Annotated in this window: 1 pseudogene; it reads right to left on the bottom strand. The window is 37.9% G+C overall.

The annotated features are described in order from the left end of the window. Nucleotides 1–206, bottom strand: a pseudogene (locus Q0998_RS19335) (integrase); the annotation flags it as partial.

Here is a 206-nt window from a genome sequence, read left to right as displayed (position 1 = left end):
TTATAGGCAGCACGAAGTCCATACACAGTATGTTTAAAAAAACTCTCTGAAGGGGTATTGTGCAGGTTTTGACAATGGTAGAGATAATCATTTATTTGCGCTTCATTGAGAAGTTCTGGACTGCATTTGTAATACAGTGCTAAGTGAGAGAGACAGCGCAGATAGTTGGTTAACGTACTTTTAGCTTTGCCATTGATAACAAAACT

Source organism: uncultured Polaribacter sp., from assembly GCF_947501385.1.
Classification (GTDB): Bacteria; Bacteroidota; Bacteroidia; order Flavobacteriales; family Flavobacteriaceae; genus Polaribacter.
Note: the sequence above shows the minus strand (reverse complement) of the source record. Positions and strands in the feature narration are given on the sequence as shown.